Here is an 18,582-nt window from a genome sequence, read left to right on the forward strand (position 1 = left end):
AAGTGCGTCCTTTTAACAGGCACGTGACACCTTCGCTACTGCAGTATCAGGCGATTTTTGTCTGATATTTCAAATATGGTGACCGAATCCCGGGCGGGCCTGCCGATTGCAAGAGCCGCCACGAACGCCTAGATCAGGCCGGTCAATGAGGTTTTTCATGCAAGCATCACAGGTTGAGGTCTGGCACGGCACCACCATTCTGACGGTCCGCAAGGGCGGCAAGGTGGTCATCGGCGGTGACGGGCAGGTCTCCATCGGCCAGACGGTCATCAAATCCAACGCCAAAAAGGTCCGAAAACTCGGAAAAGGGGACGTCATCGGCGGTTTTGCCGGCGCCACGGCGGACGCTTTCACGCTCTTTGAGCGCCTTGAAAGCAAGCTGGAACAATATCCGGGGCAATTGACCCGGGCGGCGGTCGAACTGGCCAAGGATTGGCGGACAGACCGCTATCTGCGCCGGCTCGAGGCCATGATGATCGTCGCCGACAAGGACGTCTCCCTCGTGCTCACCGGCACGGGCGATGTGCTGGAGCCTGAGCACGGCGTCATGGCCATCGGTTCCGGTGGTAACTATGCACTGGCAGCCGCACGCGCTCTGGCAGATTCGGACAAGGATGCCGAAACCATCGTGCGGCGTTCGCTCGACATCGCTGCTGATATTTGCGTTTACACCAATCGCAACTTGACGATCGAAACGCTGACAACCGGCTGATGGAGACTCTGCGCTATCAGTTTCAACCCATGACAACCGACGACTTGCCTTTGATCAAACGTTGGCTTGATACACCACACGTTGCGGAATGGTGGGATGGCGGTGAAGAGTTCGAACTGATTAGCGGTGACCTTGATCATCCCGACATGGCGCAATTCATTGTTGCTTGCGACGGACAGCGGTTTGCCTATCTGCAATGCTACAATTTGAGCGCGTGGAATACCGGCTTTGGCTCCCATCCCGAAGGCACACGTGGCCTTGATCAATTTATCGGTGAGGCAAACATGCTCGATCGTGGCCATGGCTCTGTCTTCATCCGCGAATTCACTGAGCAATTGTTTGCACAAGGGACGCCGCGCGTTGTGATTGATCCCGATCCCGCCAATGCACGCGCAATTAGAGCCTATGAAAAGGCCGGTTTTCACCGTAGCAACGTTGTCGATACGCCTGACGGCCCTGCACTTCTGATGGTACGCAATCCATGACTGACTTTTCTCCTCGCGAAATCGTTTCCGAACTCGACCGCTTCATCGTCGGCCAGGCTGACGCCAAACGTGCAGTGTCCATTGCGCTGCGCAACCGCTGGCGCCGGCTGCAGCTGACGGGTTCCTTGCGCGAGGAAGTGCTGCCGAAGAATATTCTGATGATCGGCCCGACCGGCGTCGGCAAAACCGAGATCGCCCGGCGGCTCGCCAAACTTGCAGGCGCTCCCTTTATCAAGGTCGAAGCCACAAAGTTCACGGAAGTCGGTTATGTCGGCCGCGATGTCGAACAGATGATCCGCGATCTCGTTGAGGTTGCGATTCTCCAGACCCGCGAACGCAAGCGCAAGGACGTCCAGGCCAGGGCCCAGCTTGCAGCCGAAGAACGCGTGTTGGATTCGCTCGTCGGCGCCAACGCCAGCGCATCCACCCGCGAATCGTTTCGCAAAAAGTTGCGCGCCGGAGAGCTCAACGACAAGGAAATCGAAATCGAGACGCAGTCGTCCGGCGGCACGCCGATGTTCGAGATTCCCGGCATGCCGGGGGCCCAGGTCGGCGCCATCTCGATCGGCGATATCTTCGGCAAGATGGGCAGCCGCACCAAGACCCGCCGGCTGACGGTGTCGGACTCGCACGAAGTGCTCGTCAACGAAGAGAGCGACAAGCTGCTCGACAACGATCAGTTGACGCAGGAAGCCATTCAGGCGGTCGAGAACAACGGCATCGTATTTCTCGACGAAATCGACAAGATCTGCGTTCGCGATGGCGCGCGTGCCGGGGACGTGTCGCGCGAAGGTGTGCAACGCGATCTGCTACCCCTGATCGAAGGCACCACCGTGTCGACCAAGCACGGTGCTGTGAAAACAGACCATATTCTGTTCATTGCGTCCGGTGCATTTCACATCGCCAAGCCATCCGACCTGCTGCCGGAATTGCAGGGCCGCCTCCCGATCCGCGTCGAGCTGCAGGCCCTGACCCGGGACGATTTCCGCAGGATTCTCACCGAGCCGGAAGCATCCCTGATCAAGCAATATATGGCGCTGATGCAAACCGAAGGCGTGACGCTCGAGATTACCGATGACGCCATCGACGCGCTCGCGGATGTGGCTGTGTCGGTCAATTCGACCATCGAGAATATCGGAGCGCGACGGCTGCAAACCGTGATGGAGCGGGTGCTGGACGAAATTTCCTTCGTTGCGCCTGATCGCAGCGGCGAGACCATTCGCATCGATGCCGACTACGTGACGAAGCATGTCGGCGATCTTGCGAAAAACGCCGATCTCAGCCGCTTTATTCTGTAGTCCTGCAAACGACTGGTGATGCGATGAGCCGCAACGGCACGCGTGATCGCGTCACCTTGACCGGCGCACCCGAACGTAAAGTGCGCCCTCACCGCCGTGACCGATATGGGCTTCCTCGAAGCCGACGACGAGGTGACGAAATTCCGGCAGGCCAAGCCATTGCGGTACGTGGCGGCGGAGAATGCCGCGCTCGGATTCGGGTCCCGTCGTCCGCCCCTTACCGGTGATCACCAGCACGAACGTCATGCCATTGGCATGGGCATGGTGCAGGAAATTCAGCAACGCGCGATGCGCTCGTGTCTGCGTCATGCCGTGAAGGTCGAGCCGGGCGTCGATGTCCTTCCGACCGCGCGACAATTGTGAGCGCTCACGACGCCCAAGCGGCGCGAGTGGCGGTGGGGCTGCGGGAGCCACAACAACTTTTCTCGGCACCGTCGCGATTGGCCGTGTCGTCCGCGCAGATTGCTCAGCCTCGGCATCTTTAATCGCGATCTCAGCAGAGCCTTTTGACGGCCGCGGTTTCTTCCGCAATGGTTTGATCTGTTTTGCAACATGTTCCCACAACGCAAGCTCCTCACCGCTGAGCGTGCGCTTGCGGCGAACCGGCGAAGGTGTTGTGAGAACGGGCGGTCGCTTCATTGGCGGGATCGGTCACGTCGATGTTGACGTCCGCGATTTGACGCGTCGGACTTCGCTTCCGCCTCCAACGCAGAGGCCGATGCCGCTTTCGGCCGCGCTTCGGGCAAGGGCACTGTTTTACCGCGCGCTGTAGGATCGAGGCTTTTCGGCAGCAGCATCACGAAATTGGCCGGATTTTTCAGGCGGCCCGCAATGCGGCCGGCTTCCGCGCCCGCACCGAAGTAAAGATCCGCCCGCGCCGGACCGACGATCGCCGACCCCGTGTCTTGCGCCACCATCAGACGATGAAACGGCGTGTTCGGCGCATCGGATTCGATCGGCAGTTTGCCTTCGATAAAAAACGGCGTGCCATAAACATGCAGTGATTTATCGACCGCAATCGACCGGCCCGCCGTCAATGGCACGCCTTGCGCGCCCACCGCCTCGTCGTCCTTCGACAAGGAAACCTCGCGGAAGAAAACATATGATCGATTCTGCCGCCGCAACTCTTTCGCGGCGTCGGGATTTTGATCCATGTATTCCCGAATGCGCTGCATCGACATCTGGTCTTTGGGCACGATGTTGCGGTCGATCAGCACCCGGCCGACCGGCGTATAAGGATAACCATTATGCGCTTCGTAGTTGATGCGCACCATCGATCCATCTTCCAAATGAATGCGCGCTGATCCCTGGATCTGGATGAACAGCAAGTCCGTCTGGCTCTTCAGCCAGACCACTTCCAGGCCGCGGCCGGCAATCGCGCCGTCTTCGATCTCGCCGCGGTCGTAATAAGGCACCAGTTTGCGACGACCGATCTTTCGGAACACCTGGCCCTTGTTCGGCAAACTCGTGGACGCCTGTGAAAATCCTCGCACGAACAAGTTCGATGGGCGGCGATAAACCGGGACCGTGTAGACATCGGTTTGAACACGCGAGCCGTCGACAACCGGCTCGTAGTACCCGGTGACGAAGCCGGCCTCCTCGCCAAGGCGCGAGATCTGGAGCGGGATAAATTGCTGCTCGAAAAACTCCCGGGCTTTTGCGGAGTCCGAGATATTCGCGGCCCGCGCCAGTTTGCACGGATCAAGCAGCGAGTTGCCGAGCGCCTTGGTCTCGATCGGAGGAACGGTTTGCGCGACAATCGGCTTGCAGCTTGCGCGGAATGTTTTGAAGGCGGGCAGCGGATCGTCGTCGGTCCATCCGCTGACGTCGCTCCACTTCAGCGGAGCGTACTGGGCACCGGAAATTTCTAGCGGCCAAAGAACCGGGCCATGATGATGGCGGTGATATTCCGATTCCGCCGCGTGATGACGAACAGGCTTCGCGTCCGCAACGAGGGGCAGACTCACAGCAGCGACAGCGTACAGCCAAAAATGGACATAAGAAATCCACGCACCGGGCAAGGATTTCTTTTTACTGTCCGCTTTCCGTTCCAACCAATTTCCAGTTTGGATCACGCGAGGAGATGTCACGGGCGAATGTCCAGATATCTGTGACATCGGTGAGCTTCTCCGGGTTGCCATCCACGACGGTGCCAGCCTTGTCGCGTGTCGCCGAGATCATCTGGGACACGAAGCGAACCGTGATCTGCGCGGAGCGATCCCGCATTTCCGCGCCGACAATGTCAGCCTTGTCGATCGAGGCGAAGCGGGTCTCCACTTTTTCGCCGCGCTGCTCGCGTTCCTTGATCGCGGCGTCGAAGCCTTCGTAAACTTCCGTGGACAGCAAATCCTTCAGTGCGCGGCGGTCGCCATTGGCAAACGCCAGCACGATCATTTCATAGGCGCTCTTCGCACCCGAGGTGAAGTGACGGGCGTCAAAAGACGGATCGTTGGCGACGATCTGATCAAGGCCCTTGGCAAGCGCAGAACCGGCTTCTGCGATCCCCTTCCAGCGATCCTGTGCTGGGGCCTCTTCTTCCGTTGACGAAATGGGGGCCTGATCGAGAACCTTGCCCGGCATCGGCACGACGTTGTCCGGAGCGCCACGCAGCACATCCCGGGCCGCGCGATCATAAGGCGGGCGCTCGTCACCGGTGCGTTGTCCCAGAACGTTGCGCAGCCGCAGAAAAATGAAGACGGCCAGAGCCAGAAAAATGATGGTGTAAATGTCCACGTCGCGTTCACTTTCTGATCGATGCCGGAGAGCCACCCTGGACCTCCCGGGAGGCGGAAGGAACATCAGGCTCTTCAAGCACCATGTAGGCACGAAATCGGGTCAAGCCAACACCGCCATATGCCGCGCTTTCGGGGAAGCCCAAAACCTAGGTTAAGGGCAACTTATCGCGGCAATTCAGAGGGATTTTAGCCGATCTGGCGGCCGCGGCCAACCTCGGCGGCCCGGTTTCAGATCGATGATCCTTGTCGAATGCGGCAAGCCTATGATAGCCACTCGCCCCGACAAGCAAGACATTGCCGCTTTCAAGACACGGTCGAATGGCGTCTGGTCAGCGGGTCAATCTTCCGTTCCTGGCGGGAGCCTCTTGAGGCGATCCGTCTTCACCGCTCTCGGAGAATTATCATGACCAACGGCAACGGCGCACCTCTCGAGAATGCGGCTCCGCCCCAACTCAACGTCCTGGCACAATACGTCAAGGATCTGTCATTCGAGAATCCGAACTCGCCGAATTCGCTTGCTCCGCAGGAGAAGCAGCCGGCCATCAACATCCAGATCAACGTCACCGCCAAAGCTCTCGCCGAGAACGACTACGAAGTCGCCCTTGCCATCGAGGGCAAGGCGGAAGCTGAGGGTGCACTGCTGTTCGGCTTCGAACTCGTCTATGCCGGCGTCTTCCGCGTCCTGAACGTGGATCAGGAGAATCTGCACCCCTTGATCATGATCGAGTGCCCGCGGCTGCTGTTCCCGTTCGCACGCGAGATCGTCGCATCGTCCGTGCGCAATGGCGGCTTCCCGCCCATGATGCTGGACCCGGTGGACTTCGTTGGCCTCTATCGCCAGAACATGGCGCGCCAAGGCGAACAGATCCGCCCGAGCTAAGCTATTCGGGCGTCGCCTCTTTCAAATATTCGTTCCAGATCGGATTGCCGCCACCAAGCGTTGTAATGAACGCAGCGTGTGCGGCAATGTCGTCTTCGGTCACCCGGGACACCAGCGGCACGTCGCGTTGCCGCCGCGGCGCATCGACCTGCCCGACCGCAAACGAAACCCGCGTTTCTGCAAGAATAAGTTGTGACTGCCGGGCGCCGATCAGGTCGATATAGACTTCGGCGAGCAATTCGGCGTCGAGCAAGGCGCCGTGCTTCGTGCGCCGGGAATTATCGATCGCATAGCGCGAGCACAGATCATCCAGCCGGTTCGACACACCGGGATGTTTCCGTCGGGCCAGCGTCAGCGTGTCCACGAGACGATCCCGCGGAATGGCTGCGAGTGATACCCGGTCAAGCTCAGCGTTAATAAAGCCGACGTCGAATGACGCGTTGTGAATCACAAGCGGCGCATCGCCGATGAACGCGAGAAAGTCTTCGACCACAGCGGCAAAAAGCGGCTTGTCCGCAAGGAACTCCGACGACAGCCCGTGGACTGCGAACGCTTCTTGCGGCATGTCCCGTTCGGGATTGAGATAGACGTGAAACGTCTGCCCGGTCGGCATGTGATTGACCATCTCAACACAGCCGATTTCAACCAGGCGATCGCCGCGCAGCGGGTCGAGGCCAGTGGTTTCGGTATCGAGAACGATTTCACGCATGACCGGATCGGACCATTTTTCGAATCAGCTTCGCCGTTGCGGCATTTTAGCAAGCTGATCGAGAATTTCACGGATCCGCAGCCGGACCGGGTCCAATCCGTGCGACGTATCCACCACGAAGTCCGCCCGCTTCCGCTTTTCCGCATCCGGCAGTTGACGCGCCAGGATCGCATCGAGTTTCTCCGGGGTCATGTTCTCCCGGGCGAGAATGCGTTCCCGCTGGATTTCAGGCGCGGTCGTCACCACGACCACAGCATCCACGCGCTTTTCTCCCCCTGTCTCGAACAACAGCGGCACGTCGAGCACCGCCACCGGCGCTCCCGCCTCTTCCGCATCGCTCAAAAATTTTTGCTGATGGCTACGCAGCATGGGATGCACGATTGTCTCGAGGCGCTTCATCGCCTCGGGATTATTCACGACCATGGCAGATAGCTTCTGCCGGTCCACCTTGCCGTTGGCCGTGCTGCCGGGAAATGCTGCTTCCATCGCAGGCACCGCTTCGCCTTCATAGACTTTATGAACGGTGGCATCGGCATCGTAGACCGGCACCCCGGCTTCCTCGAACAGCTTCGCCGTGGTGGATTTCCCCATCCCGATCGAACCGGTCAAACCAAGCAGCAACATTTTACAAATCTCTTTTGAACTACACAGCCAGCAAGTTCTTGCTGCGAAAAAAGCCAAGCAATGGCACCAGCGGCAGTCCCAGAATCGTGAAATGATCGCCGTCAATCCGATCGAACAGATTCACGCCAACCCCCTCGAGTTGATAGGCGCCCACACTTTTGGTCACTGCATCGCCGGCCAGCTCAACGTAAGCAACGATCTGATCGTTCGTCAAAGACCGCATGGTCATGCGCGCGACACTCACATGCGAGAACAGCAGCTCGCCATTTTGCACGACACTGGCGGCACTGTGGAGTTCATGAACCTGTCCGGACAGCATCCGGATCTGCTCAACGGCCGCGGCCGAGTTCACGGGCTTGCTGAAAAGCTGTTCACCCAGCGCCAACGTCTGGTCGGCGCCGACAACATATCGGTCTTTGGTCTCTAACGAGACGTACCTGGCTTTTTCGCTGGCCAACAGCGCGGCGATTTTTCCCGGGTTTTTCAAACCAGACGCTTGCTGGATTTCGCGCTCATCAATATCGGCCGGAATGCATTCAATCGACAGGCCAGCATTCGCCAGCAACATGCGGCGTGCTGCACTTTGAGACGCCAGAATAAGAGGTTTCTGCTCAAGCCAAATCGACATGGTCACTAGTTCTTCTGACGTTGCCGGTCGGCGAGCAGTTTCATCACGGCCGCGGCTGTCTCTTCGATCGAGCGGCGGGTGACGTCCAGCAACGGCCAATCATATTTGGCGCTGAGCTTACGGGAAAACGCCACTTCTTCCGTCACCGACTGGCGATCGATGTAATTATCATCCCCCGTCTTCGCGCCGATCCCAAGCAGCCGGTTTTGACGAATCTGGATCAACCGCTCCGGCGTCGCATGCAGGCTGACGACAAGCGGCTTCTTTAACGTTTCGAGCTGATGCGGGATGGGAATGCCGGGCACCAACGGAACATTGGCGGTCCGGACGCCGCGATTGGCGAGATAAATCGAGGTCGGCGTTTTCGATGTCCGCGACACACCGACAAGCACGACATCGGCTTCTTCGAGACCTTCGACGTGCTGACCGTCGTCGTGCATCATCGAATAATTCAGCGCATCGATCCGTTTGAAATACTCGGCATTGAGCGTGTGCTGGGCGCCGACGCGACGCGACGTCTCGGTCCCGAGATAGGCCTGAAACAGCTGCATCACCGGGCCGATGATCGAAAGGCTCGGAATGTTGATCTCCTGACATTTCGCCTCCAGCCGCTCGACGAGATCTTTTTCCAGCAGAGTGAAGAGGACGATGCCTGGGGCTTCCTCGATTTCGGCAAGGACGCGATCGAGCTGCTTCTGGCTGCGAATCAGCGGATAGACATGCTCAACGGGCGAGACGTTGGAATATTGCGCGGCGACGGCGCGGGCGACGGTGATGAGTGTTTCTCCGGTCGAATCGGAGATCATGTGGAGATGAAAATAGCTCCCGGTGGTGGGCACCATATCGACTCGATTCCCGCTTTGACGCCGTCACTCCCATTGTGAATCGCTGTGAATCCCTGTGGGGACTTCGACCTCGATCGGACCGCGCAAAGGCACGCCCGGGATAACGCGACATTTCATTCACAGCCGTGATTTCGGGATGAAACCAGACAGTTTTGTTGATGGTAACGAGGTTATGTGGATTTGTCTTGGATTAATGCCGGACACACAACGGCAAGGCATTGAAACTATCTGCTTTTTCGCAAGCGCGTTTCTCAAATCAACTGCGGGTATAAACACGCCCCATGTGGATGGAGGCGGAATAAAACGAGGACCGAATTGCGCGGACACTAATCACGGTCACTCAAACTCTAACCTAAGAATCTAAAAGGATTCTTTAAGGAAGTTGTGCCCAGCGGATAAGCCTTGCATGAGGTCACCCATTGGTGCTCAACGTCTTCTCGGATGGATTAGTTCCACCAGTCATTCTTCTAAGCCGCGTATAGATCTTCGGCTTGGCAGAGCAGAAAAGAGCATTCGGCAATGTATGAATGGATCAAAGCGCTCCATGTGATCGCGGTCATTTCCTGGATGGCCGGCATGCTCTACTTGCCTCGCTTGTTTGTCTATCACTGCGACGCTGAGATCGGCTCCAAGCAGTCCGAGACGTTCAAGGTGATGGAACGGCGGCTGCTCAAGGCCATCATCAATCCGGCCATGATTGTCACCTGGCTCGCCGGCCTTTGGCTGGTGTGGCAAGGCCAATGGTATAAAGCGGGCTGGTTCCACGCCAAGTTTGCGCTGGTTTTGGCAATGTCAGCCCTCCATGGCTTTTTCAGTGCCCGCGTGCGGGATTTTGCCGCTGATAAAAACACCAGAACTCATAAATTCTATCGCATAATCAATGAGGTAGTTACCGTCCTCATGATCGGAATCGTCATTCTGGTGATTGTGAAGCCGTTTTAATCTGGAATCCGGTCCGCTGCCCCATGATCGTCTTGCGTCGCTGAGGCCTATTTTCTATATTTGATCCATCCCACCGAACGCAGGCGGATGCGGTAGAGTCGCGGTTTTATTGTTGGACCGGACGCCGCATCAGGTTCGAAGCCTCCCGGCACCTTCCTTGCTCAAGACCTGCGGACTTCTAGTCGTTTTTGTTGTCCGTATGTCGTCAGCAAACTGAACCTTCTCTTGCTCCCTCCCTTCTTCTCTATTTCTCCACAGGACGATCCCAATGCGGGAAATCAAACTACAAGACCTCAAAGCAAAAACACCGGCGGAGCTTGTCTCGTTCGCTGAAGAACTCGGGGTCGAAAACGCCAGCACCATGCGCAAGCAGGAGCTGATGTTCGCCATTCTCAAACAACTCGCGATCCAGGAAACCGACATCATCGGTGAGGGCGTCGTCGAGGTTCTGGCCGACGGCTTCGGCTTCTTGCGGTCATGGGATGCGAATTATCTCCCGGGCCCGGACGACATTTATGTGTCGCCGTCGCAGATTCGCCGTTTCGGTCTTCGCACCGGTGACACCATTGAGGGTCACATCCGCAGCCCGAAAGAGGGCGAGCGTTACTTCGCGTTGTTGAAGGTCAACACGCTGAATTTCGAAGATCCCGAAAAGTCCAAGCATAAGGTCAATTTCGACAACCTGACGCCGCTGTTTCCGGATCAGCGATTCAAGCTCGAGCTGGATGATCCAACGCGCAAGGACCTGTCGACACGCGTCATCGATATCGTAGCGCCTATCGGCAAAGGCCAACGCGCACTTATCGTAGCGCCGCCACGTACGGGTAAGACCGTGCTGATGCAGAACATCGCGCATGCGATCACGGCCAACCATCCGGAATGCTATCTCATCGTTCTTCTGATCGACGAACGTCCGGAAGAAGTCACGGACATGCAGCGCTCAGTGAAGGGTGAGGTGGTTTCATCGACGTTCGATGAACCGGCCGTGCGTCACGTTCAGGTTGCCGAGATGGTGATCGAAAAGGCCAAGCGTCTCGTGGAGCATGGACGCGATGTCGTCATCCTGCTCGATTCAATCACGCGTCTTGGCCGGGCTTACAACACCGTGGTGCCGTCATCCGGCAAGGTGTTGACCGGTGGTGTCGATGCGAACGCACTTCAGCGTCCGAAGCGTTTCTTCGGCGCGGCGCGTAACATCGAAGAGGGCGGTTCGCTCACCATCATCGCAACGGCGCTGGTCGATACCGGCAGCCGCATGGATGAAGTGATCTTCGAAGAGTTCAAGGGCACCGGTAACTCCGAGCTCATTCTTGATCGCAAGGTCTCCGACAAGCGCACATTCCCGGCGATCGATATTTCGCGTTCGGGCACGCGCAAGGAAGAGCTCATCACCGATCCACAGTTGCTCAAGAAAATGTACGTCCTCCGCCGCATCCTCAATCCGATGGGGACGATGGACGCCATCGACTTCCTGCTCGACAAGCTCCGCAACACCAAGAACAACTCGGAATTCTTCGAGTCGATGAACACCTGATCTACGCGATAAGCGAACCGGACGACTTTTGGAGTCCGGTTCGCCCATGCGGTTCGTTGCCAATGGCGAGCCGGTCCTCCTGTCAGGTGGCTAGTGTGCAACGCAGCAAATTTCATGTTGCACCCATTGTGCAGCGATATTGCATCGCACAAATTTACAGTTTAAGCCTCTGATTGAATTTTGATTGCGCGTTGTGTGCCCGTTCGACAAATAGGCGCAATGCTTTCTCCCAACCAAACCATCTTCGCTTTATCGTCCGGCCGTGCACCAACGGCGATAGCAATTATCCGGTTGTCGGGGCCGCACACACGCGATGCGGTCGAAAGCCTGTGCGGCAAAATTCCTCCACCTCGGGTGGCTCATCTCGCGACACTGCAAAACGCGAATCACGAATCCATCGATGAAGGCGTGGTGCTTTGGTTTCCGGGACCGCACAGCGTCACGGGGGAGGACGTCGCCGAGTTTCAAGTTCATGGTGGACGTGCTGTCATCGCGGCGATGTTCGAGGCTCTTGGGAAGATCGACGGGTTGCGTCCTGCCGAGCCCGGTGAATTCACACGGCGCGCATTCGAAAACGGCAAGCTCGATCTGACGGAGGCTGAAGGCCTCGACGATCTGATTCACGCAGATACCGATCGCCAGCGGCGCCAGGCGCTCCGGCAATTGAAGGGCCTGCTTGGCAATCATGCGCGCGATTGGCGTGAGCAGATCATCAAGGCATCAGCGCTGGTCGAAGCGGCCATTGATTTCTCGGATGAAGGCGACGTGCCTGACGATCTCATCGGGCCTGCGAAGGAGAGGGTGAAACACCTACTCGGTGATATCGAGCGAGTACTGGCGACAGGTGGACGAAGCGAGCGTTTGCGCGACGGCCTCGTGGTGGCCATCGCCGGCGCTCCCAACGTCGGCAAGTCGACCCTGATGAATGCGCTTGCCCGGCGCGACGTTGCGATCGTTTCGCCCCAGGCGGGAACCACCCGCGATATCATTGAAGTACATCTCGATCTCGACGGTTATCCGGTCACCCTGATCGACACTGCGGGAATCCACGACACGTCGGACCCGATCGAGCTGGAGGGCATCCGGCGTGCAAAAGCGCGGGCCACCGATGCCGATCTGGTTTTCTGGCTTGTCGATGGCCGCGTTGGTGAGGCGAAGATCAGTCCGAACGTGTCGGAATGGGGTGAGGGCGTTCCGAGCGATCCCGACCGGATCTGGACGATCCGCAACAAACTCGATGATCTCACAGACCTCACGACGACCAGTTCGGATGGTCAGCCGGCTTTTTCGATCTCGGCGAAGAACGGGCGCGGGCTTTCCAAACTGACGGACAGCCTGGTCCGGTTTGCGTCGTCACATTTCGACGACGAGGTTTCGCTGATCACCCGCGCAAGACACCGGACATTGCTGACGGATGCCGCGGATGCCTTGGGCCGGGCTTTGAGCATGAAAGAGGAACCGGAGCTCGTCGCCGAGGAGCTTCGAATAGCGATTCATTCGTTAGGACGACTGATCGGGCGTGTGGACGTGGAGGATATTCTGGATTCGATCTTTCGGGACTTCTGTATCGGCAAGTAGGCGCGCTCAGAGCTGTTTCACGTGAAACATCGAACCAGAGCAGGGGTTGTTTCACGTGAAACACCTCCTGAGAACTTCACTTTGTTTCACGTGAAACGGCTTGGTCTGTAGTTCTGACTTTGAGCTTTTACAGTTGCACGATAGAACACCGTTCAATCATGCAAAATTCATTCGACGTCATCGTGATCGGGGGAGGCCACGCCGGCTGTGAAGCCGCGGCTGCTTCCGCGCGCATGGGGGCCAAGACGGCCCTCGTGACCCATCAATTCGCAACTGTCGGCGCCATGTCCTGTAATCCCGCAATTGGTGGATTGGGAAAAGGCCATCTCGTCCGTGAGATCGATGCTCTGGACGGCTTGATGGGCCGTATGGCCGACCAAGGCGGAATCCAGTTCCGGGTTTTGAACCGTCGAAAGGGTCCCGCGGTTCGTGGACCTCGCGCTCAGATCGATCGCAAGCTTTATGCCGCGGCCATGCAGGCGGAGATCCGTCAGACCCCCAATCTTTCCGTGATTGAGGGTGAGGCCGATGAATTCCTTCTATCCAATGGTCGTATTTGCGGACTGCGGCTGGGTAACGGCCAGGAACTCGCTACAGCTGCGATCGTCGTCACGACCGGCACGTTTCTGCGCGGTTTGATCCATCTGGGAGAGCGGAATTGGCCGGCCGGACGGGTCGGCGAGGCGCCGGCGATGGGACTGTCGAAGTCTTTCGAGGCTGTCGGCTTTACCCTTGGCCGCTTGAAGACGGGGACGCCACCCCGGCTCGACGGCTCCACAATCAACTGGTCTGCGGTGGACATGCAGCCGGGAGATGATCCCATTGAGCCGTTTTCGGTCGTTACGTCTCGGATCACGACTCCTCAGATCGAATGCGGCATTACCCGCACCACCGATGCGACCCACGAGATCATCCGGGCCAATGTGCACCGGTCCCCGATGTATTCCGGTCAGATCAAGAGCACCGGCCCACGCTATTGCCCCTCGATCGAGGACAAGATCGTCCGCTTTGGCGACCGGGACGGTCATCAGATCTTCCTGGAGCCGGAAGGGCTCGACGATACAACCGTCTATCCCAACGGAATCTCCACCTCCCTGCCGGAAGAGGTTCAGTTGGCCATTCTGGCTACAATTCCGGGGCTGGAGCAGGTCAAAATGGTCCGCCCGGGCTACGCCATCGAGTACGATCACGTTGATCCCCGGGAATTGAACCCAACGCTGCAGACCAAGCGGGTGCCGGGGCTTTTCCTGGCCGGGCAGATCAATGGCACGACGGGATATGAAGAAGCTGGTGCGCAGGGGCTGGTTGCTGGCCTGAACGCGGCTTTATGGGCCGGAGGTGGTCAACCGATCGTGTTTGACCGGGCTCATGGCTATCTGGGCGTGATGATCGATGATCTGACCTCGCGCGGTATCACCGAGCCCTATCGGATGTTCACGTCGCGGGCGGAGTATCGATTGACCCTGCGGGCGGATAACGCCGATCAGCGTCTGACCGATCGCGGCATCGCGTTGGGATGTGTCGGCGAGGAGCGGGCGCGTTTTCACGCCGCAAAGATCTCTGCGCTGAGCGAGGCCAAGTCTCAGGCTAAATCTCTGTCGGTGACCCCCAACGAAGCGGCGAAGCATGGCCTTGCGCTCAACCGCGACGGTCAACGTCGTTCGGCGTTCGAACTGTTGGCTTACCCGGAGATCGGTTGGACGGAAGTGACTACGATCTGGCCTCAGCTCAAGGAGATCGACGCTGGTATCGCGACCCATCTGGAGATCGACGCCAAATACGATGTCTATCTGTCCCGGCAGGCAGCTGACGTGGAAGCTTTCCGGCGCGATGAGGGCCTGGTTCTCAGCGGCGTCGACTATCGCGAAGTGCCGGGACTCTCGAACGAAGCGCGCCACAAACTTGAGAGCATTCGGCCCCGGACCATTGGCCACGCCGCCCGTATTGAAGCCATGACCCCGGCGGCTCTGGCGATTCTCGCGGCTTACCTGCGTCGCGAAGCCCGCCGTACCCCGGCAGCGTCGGCCTGAGGTCGGTGCCTATGGCTAAGTCGTCTTCCACGGACCTTCCATCGATCTCGCTTGCAGATAAAGCCGCGGCTTTGGCGCTGACGCCTGTTTCACGTGAAACGGAGGCGCGGCTGGATCGCTATGTCGATCTGCTTGTGGAATGGCAGGCAAAAACCAATCTCATCGCGCCATCCACGCTGCCGACCCTCTGGACCCGGCATGTGGCCGATTCCCTCCAGCTCCTCACTCTGGCACCCACGGCCCGGACATGGGTCGATCTCGGGAGTGGCGGCGGCTTCCCCGGTGTGGTGCTGGCTTGTGCGATGGCGGAGCATGACGGCGCTGCTGTTCACCTGGTCGAGCGAAACGCAAAGAAAGCCGCATTTCTGCGAGAGGCTCTTCGAGTGACCAACGCGGCCGGCGTGATTCACCCGGCGGACATCGGGGATTATGTGGATAGTTTCCGCGCGCCGGTGGATTGCATCACCGCCCGCGCACTCGCTCCTCTACACATGCTCTTGGACTACGTTGAACCCCTCATGAAGCGCGGCGCGAAAGCGCTGTTTCTAAAGGGACAAGATGTAGAGTCTGAATTGACTGAAGCCACTAAATACTGGAATATCAACCCACACCTACATCCCAGCCGGACAGGCGGACAAGGCTGGATCGTCGAGCTTGAGACCATCGAGCGGCGATGAACCGTCCGTTTCACAGATATGGCCACGCAAATGATTGATATGAATGGGGTTTTTCAGGGCGACGTGCCAGAAGGCACACCGGAGCGCCCGCGTATCCTCGCTCTAGCCAACCAGAAGGGCGGCGTCGGCAAAACAACCACCGCGATCAACTTAGGCACAGCACTCGCCGCCATCGGCGAGCGTGTTCTGATTGTTGATCTCGATCCTCAGGGCAACGCTTCGACCGGACTTGGCATCGATCGTCGCAACCGTAATTGCTCGACCTACGACGTGCTGGTGGGTGAGGCGAAGTTGCAGGAAGCGATCATTCCGACCGCGGTCCCGCGCCTTCACATCGCCGCTTCGACGATGGACCTCTCGGGTCTCGAGCTCGAACTCGGAACGACGCATGGTCGCGCGTTCCGTCTGCGCGATGCGATTGCGGAATTGAACGTCGGCCTCGAAGCTGAGTCGGCTTACACCTACGTGCTGATCGATTGCCCGCCGTCGCTCAATCTCATCACCGTCAATGCCATGGCCGCGTCGCACGCGATTCTCGTCCCGCTGCAGTGTGAGTTCTTCGCACTCGAAGGTTTGTCGCAGCTGCTGCAGACGGTCGAGCAGGTGCGTTCAACTCTGAATCCCGGTCTGACGATTCACGGCATCGTGCTGACGATGTTCGACTCGCGCAACAACCTGTCGAACCAGGTGGTCGCCGATGTGCGTCAGTTCATGGGCAGCAAAGTTTACGACACGATGATTCCGCGCAACGTCCGCATTTCGGAAGCGCCGTCCTACGGCAAGCCGGTGCTGGTGTACGATCTGAAGTGTGTCGGAAGTGAAGCTTATCTCAAGCTCGCGACTGAAGTGATTCAGCGTGAGCGTGAATTGCGCACCCACTGAGCAAACCTAAAAAGAAGACGGCGATGTGAATCGCCGTCACAATAAACTTTACTGTAGCGGGAGTGCGTGAGTTGAGTGCAAGGGAGCAGGCGATGGCCGACGAGGCGCGTTCGCGACTGGGTCGCGGTCTTGCAAGTTTGATCGGGGATGTTGGCGGTGAGGCGGCTCACGTCGAGCGTCCCGCCCGTACCCCGCGTCGGGTACCGATTGAATTCCTGAAAGCCAATCCGCGCAATCCGCGCCGAACGTTCTCCGACGAAGAACTGAGTGAGTTGTCGGCATCGATCAAGCAGCACGGCGTCATTCAGCCGATCGTGGTGCGGCCGGTGCGCGGCGCGCAGGATCGTTTCGAGATCATCGCCGGCGAACGTCGCTGGCGCGCGTCGCAGCGCGCTGGTCTGCACGACGTTCCGATCGTCACCGTCGACGTCAATGACAGTGACGCGCTCGAGATCGCGATCATCGAAAACGTGCAGCGGTCCGATCTCAACGCAATGGAAGAGGCGCAGGGCTATCACGCGCTCGCGGCCGAATTCAAACGCAGCCAGGACGACATCGCCAAGATCGTTGGCAAGAGCCGCAGTCATGTCGCGAACATGATGCGTCTGACCAAGCTTCCGGCGGATGTGCAGGCCTACATCGCCGAGGGAAAAATCTCGGCGGGTCATGCACGCGCACTGATCAATGTGCCGGATGCCTCAGCGGCTGCAAAGCGAATCGTCGAGGAAGGACTGACCGTGCGTCAGACCGAAGCCCTGGCGCATGATGAAGGCGTGCCCGAACGCAAGCCGCAGAAGGCTCGCAGCGGCGGCAGTGCGTCTGTGAAGGATGCCGATACGCTTGCGCTCGAGAAGCGCGTCGGTGACGTTCTTGGTTTGAAGGTCAGTGTTGATCATCGCGAACCCGGCGGCGTCGTCACGATCAAATACAAAGATCTTGATCAGCTCGATGAAGTTCTCCGCCGCCTCGAGGCGGGTCACTAACTTACCTCAGCCGCGGCGCCGTGCGTTGACGGCAACCGCAAGCAGTGCGCGTTGGGCGATGACTTCGGCCAGTGACGATTGTTTACGCATGTCGAATGCCGCGTCGGCGAGTTGGGCAATGACCTTGACCAACCGCTCGCTGTTTGTATTTCGCAAGGCTGTCTCGACCAACGCCTTGCGTGAAAAGTGCAGGCGAGGGAAGCCGCTTTCCAGCGCATCCAGCTCGCTTCGTCCTTCCTCGACCGAAAGCCGGGCCTTGTGCAATTGCGCCGCCTGCCGCTGCGCCGACATGATGATCATGCCGGGATAAATTCCGGCTGCCATTGCTTTGGCGAATGACGCTTCCACATCGGCGGCGCGTCCCGCAAAGGCATTGTCGACAATCGGGTCGAGCGCAAGGCCCGACGCATCGGTGACAATCGCGACAACGTCGTCGAGCGTGATCTCGCGTTGGCCGTGAGCGTAGAGTGTGAGCTTACGAATCTCATTTCGCGAGGCCTGCCGGTCGCCACCAAGCAGCGAGGTCAGGGCCGCCCGCGCATCGGGTGCGATCCTCAAGTTCGAGATGCGCAACTCATCATCGATCAGGCGTGCCAGATCTCGTTCAGTGTCGGCATAACACGCGATCGCAACCGCCGACTTCGCGCGCTCGCAGGTCTTGCGAAGCGGTGCATCGGGCCGCAGCTCACCAGCCTCGATCACGATCAGGCAATCCTTGACCGCCATCTCCGTCAGTGTTTCGACACCGCTGGCAAAGCTGCGCGAGCCTGCCCGGACGCGGATGGCGCGCCGCCCCCCGAACAACGGCACTGTCATCGCCTCGTCGACGAGGCGCGACGGTTCGGCGGCGAGTTCATCGCCATCAAGCTTTACCAAGGCGAATGGATCGTTTGGATCGTCGACCGCCAAGGCCATCAAGGCATTGGCGCGCTCATGAACCAGGCCAGTGTCAGGGCCATAAAGCAGGACGATCGGGCGCGCCGGATCGGGCCGGGCGAGATAGGTATCGATGTCCCTGCCGCGGAGTGCGACCACGTATC

The 18,582-nt window shown here is 58.7% G+C and carries 19 protein-coding genes; 11 read left to right on the forward strand and 8 right to left on the reverse strand.

Going from position 1 to position 18,582, the window contains the following annotated elements:
- Window positions 1-157: 157 nt before the first annotated feature.
- The 3 genes from hslV to hslU are packed head-to-tail and all read left to right on the forward strand — an operon-like array spanning window position 158 to window position 2,495.
- Window positions 158-712: an ATP-dependent protease subunit HslV gene (hslV, locus tag ACP0KA_RS10835; RefSeq protein ID WP_424628796.1), complete on the forward strand. Its 555-nt coding sequence runs from the start codon at window positions 158-160 to the stop codon at window positions 710-712.
- Window positions 713-741: 29 nt separating this feature from the next.
- The gene (locus ACP0KA_RS10840; protein ID WP_424628797.1) at window positions 742-1,197 is read left to right on the forward strand and encodes a GNAT family N-acetyltransferase; all 456 of its coding nucleotides are present in this window, start codon (window positions 742-744) and stop codon (window positions 1,195-1,197) included.
- Entirely contained in the window at window positions 1,194-2,495 is a 1,302-nt protein-coding gene (hslU, locus tag ACP0KA_RS10845) for an ATP-dependent protease ATPase subunit HslU (protein WP_424628798.1), read from the forward strand. Before ACP0KA_RS10840 ends, hslU begins: the two co-directional genes overlap by 4 nt.
- A gap of 51 nt (window positions 2,496-2,546) precedes the next feature.
- Here hslU and ACP0KA_RS10850 read toward each other — a convergent pair whose 3' ends face one another.
- Genes ACP0KA_RS10850 through ACP0KA_RS10860 form a run of 3 tightly spaced genes read right to left on the reverse strand, consistent with a single transcriptional unit; the run spans window position 2,547 to window position 5,228 of the window.
- Window positions 2,547-3,134, reverse strand: coding sequence for a Smr/MutS family protein (locus tag ACP0KA_RS10850; RefSeq protein WP_424628799.1), 588 nt, complete (start codon window positions 3,132-3,134; stop codon window positions 2,547-2,549).
- Entirely contained in the window at window positions 3,131-4,549 is a 1,419-nt protein-coding gene (locus tag ACP0KA_RS10855; protein WP_424628800.1) for a murein transglycosylase A, read from the reverse strand. Before ACP0KA_RS10855 ends, ACP0KA_RS10850 begins: the two co-directional genes overlap by 4 nt.
- Window positions 4,527-5,228, reverse strand: a complete 702-nt coding sequence (locus ACP0KA_RS10860) for a Tim44/TimA family putative adaptor protein (protein WP_424628801.1) — start codon at window positions 5,226-5,228, stop codon at window positions 4,527-4,529. Before ACP0KA_RS10860 ends, ACP0KA_RS10855 begins: the two co-directional genes overlap by 23 nt.
- 405 nt (window positions 5,229-5,633) lie before the next feature.
- On the opposite strand from ACP0KA_RS10860, the gene secB reads away from it, so the two are divergent.
- Window positions 5,634-6,110: a protein-export chaperone SecB gene (gene secB, locus ACP0KA_RS10865; protein ID WP_424628802.1), complete on the forward strand. Its 477-nt coding sequence runs from the start codon at window positions 5,634-5,636 to the stop codon at window positions 6,108-6,110.
- Between the two features lies 1 nt (window position 6,111).
- On the opposite strand, the gene dnaQ is transcribed toward secB, so the two are convergent.
- Genes dnaQ through ACP0KA_RS10885 form a run of 4 tightly spaced genes read right to left on the reverse strand, consistent with a single transcriptional unit; the run spans window position 6,112 to window position 8,910 of the window.
- Complete coding sequence (gene dnaQ, locus ACP0KA_RS10870) at window positions 6,112-6,819, reverse strand: DNA polymerase III subunit epsilon (protein WP_424628803.1); 708 nt, start codon at window positions 6,817-6,819, stop codon at window positions 6,112-6,114.
- 24 nt (window positions 6,820-6,843) lie between these two features.
- A complete protein-coding gene (gene coaE, locus ACP0KA_RS10875; protein ID WP_424628804.1) occupies window positions 6,844-7,443 on the reverse strand; it encodes a dephospho-CoA kinase in 600 nt (199 codons plus the stop codon).
- A gap of 19 nt (window positions 7,444-7,462) precedes the next feature.
- Window positions 7,463-8,071 (reverse strand): Maf family protein, encoded by a 609-nt coding sequence (locus tag ACP0KA_RS10880; RefSeq protein WP_424631557.1) that lies wholly within the window; start codon window positions 8,069-8,071, stop codon window positions 7,463-7,465.
- Between the two features lie 5 nt (window positions 8,072-8,076).
- Window positions 8,077-8,910 carry a pyruvate, water dikinase regulatory protein gene (locus tag ACP0KA_RS10885; protein WP_424631558.1) on the reverse strand — a complete coding sequence of 278 codons (834 nt, stop codon included), beginning with the start codon at window positions 8,908-8,910 and terminating at the stop codon, window positions 8,077-8,079.
- 525 nt (window positions 8,911-9,435) lie between these two features.
- Between ACP0KA_RS10885 and hemJ the strand changes: the two genes are divergently transcribed.
- The 7 genes from hemJ (at window position 9,436) to ACP0KA_RS10920 (ending at window position 17,542) form a co-directional block, all read left to right on the forward strand.
- Window positions 9,436-9,858: a protoporphyrinogen oxidase HemJ gene (hemJ, locus tag ACP0KA_RS10890; RefSeq protein WP_424628805.1), complete on the forward strand. Its 423-nt coding sequence runs from the start codon at window positions 9,436-9,438 to the stop codon at window positions 9,856-9,858.
- A gap of 268 nt (window positions 9,859-10,126) precedes the next feature.
- Window positions 10,127-11,392 carry a transcription termination factor Rho gene (gene rho, locus ACP0KA_RS10895; protein ID WP_424628806.1) on the forward strand — a complete coding sequence of 422 codons (1,266 nt, stop codon included), beginning with the start codon at window positions 10,127-10,129 and terminating at the stop codon, window positions 11,390-11,392.
- 219 nt (window positions 11,393-11,611) lie between these two features.
- Window positions 11,612-12,970, forward strand: coding sequence for a tRNA uridine-5-carboxymethylaminomethyl(34) synthesis GTPase MnmE (gene mnmE, locus ACP0KA_RS10900; RefSeq protein ID WP_424628807.1), 1,359 nt, complete (start codon window positions 11,612-11,614; stop codon window positions 12,968-12,970).
- A 158-nt stretch (window positions 12,971-13,128) separates the two neighbouring features.
- Window positions 13,129-15,000: a tRNA uridine-5-carboxymethylaminomethyl(34) synthesis enzyme MnmG gene (mnmG, locus tag ACP0KA_RS10905; RefSeq protein ID WP_424628808.1), complete on the forward strand. Its 1,872-nt coding sequence runs from the start codon at window positions 13,129-13,131 to the stop codon at window positions 14,998-15,000.
- Between the two features lie 11 nt (window positions 15,001-15,011).
- Complete coding sequence (rsmG, locus tag ACP0KA_RS10910; protein ID WP_424628809.1) at window positions 15,012-15,677, forward strand: 16S rRNA (guanine(527)-N(7))-methyltransferase RsmG; 666 nt, start codon at window positions 15,012-15,014, stop codon at window positions 15,675-15,677.
- 39 nt (window positions 15,678-15,716) lie between these two features.
- The gene (locus ACP0KA_RS10915; RefSeq protein WP_424631559.1) at window positions 15,717-16,559 is read left to right on the forward strand and encodes a ParA family protein; all 843 of its coding nucleotides are present in this window, start codon (window positions 15,717-15,719) and stop codon (window positions 16,557-16,559) included.
- Between the two features lie 92 nt (window positions 16,560-16,651).
- The gene (locus ACP0KA_RS10920) at window positions 16,652-17,542 is read left to right on the forward strand and encodes a ParB/RepB/Spo0J family partition protein (protein WP_424628810.1); all 891 of its coding nucleotides are present in this window, start codon (window positions 16,652-16,654) and stop codon (window positions 17,540-17,542) included.
- A 6-nt stretch (window positions 17,543-17,548) separates the two neighbouring features.
- Here ACP0KA_RS10920 and holA read toward each other — a convergent pair whose 3' ends face one another.
- Complete coding sequence (gene holA / locus ACP0KA_RS10925; protein WP_424628811.1) at window positions 17,549-18,577, reverse strand: DNA polymerase III subunit delta; 1,029 nt, start codon at window positions 18,575-18,577, stop codon at window positions 17,549-17,551.
- Window positions 18,578-18,582: the final 5 nt, after the last annotated feature.

The sequence above is a fragment of the Bradyrhizobium sp. SYSU BS000235 genome, assembly GCF_049747295.1.
Lineage (GTDB): Bacteria > Pseudomonadota > Alphaproteobacteria > Rhizobiales > Xanthobacteraceae > Afipia.